General features: G+C 57.4%; 1 protein-coding gene. It reads left to right on the forward strand.

Annotated features, from left to right (window positions below; translation table 11 throughout):
* The coding region (locus SB765_RS33800) for an efflux RND transporter periplasmic adaptor subunit (RefSeq protein WP_410933058.1) at positions 1-235 on the forward strand (235 nt) is incomplete at both ends.

Consider the following 235-nt stretch of genomic DNA (forward strand, 5'->3'; position numbering starts at 1 on the left):
CTAAACTGGAAGATCAGCCAGCCGTGCAACAGGCTGCCACCGAAGTACGTAACGCCTGGCTGGCGCTGGAGCGTACTCGTATTGTCAGTCCGATGACCGGTTATGTCTCCCGCCGCGCGGTACAGCCTGGGGCGCAAATTAGCCCAACGACGCCGCTGATGGCGGTCGTTCCAGCCACCAATATGTGGGTGGATGCCAACTTTAAAGAGACGCATATTGGCAATCTGCGTCTCTT

The sequence above is a fragment of the Pseudomonas sp. SIMBA_067 genome (genome assembly GCF_046534675.1).
Taxonomy (GTDB): Bacteria; Pseudomonadota; Gammaproteobacteria; order Pseudomonadales; family Pseudomonadaceae; genus Aquipseudomonas; species Aquipseudomonas putida.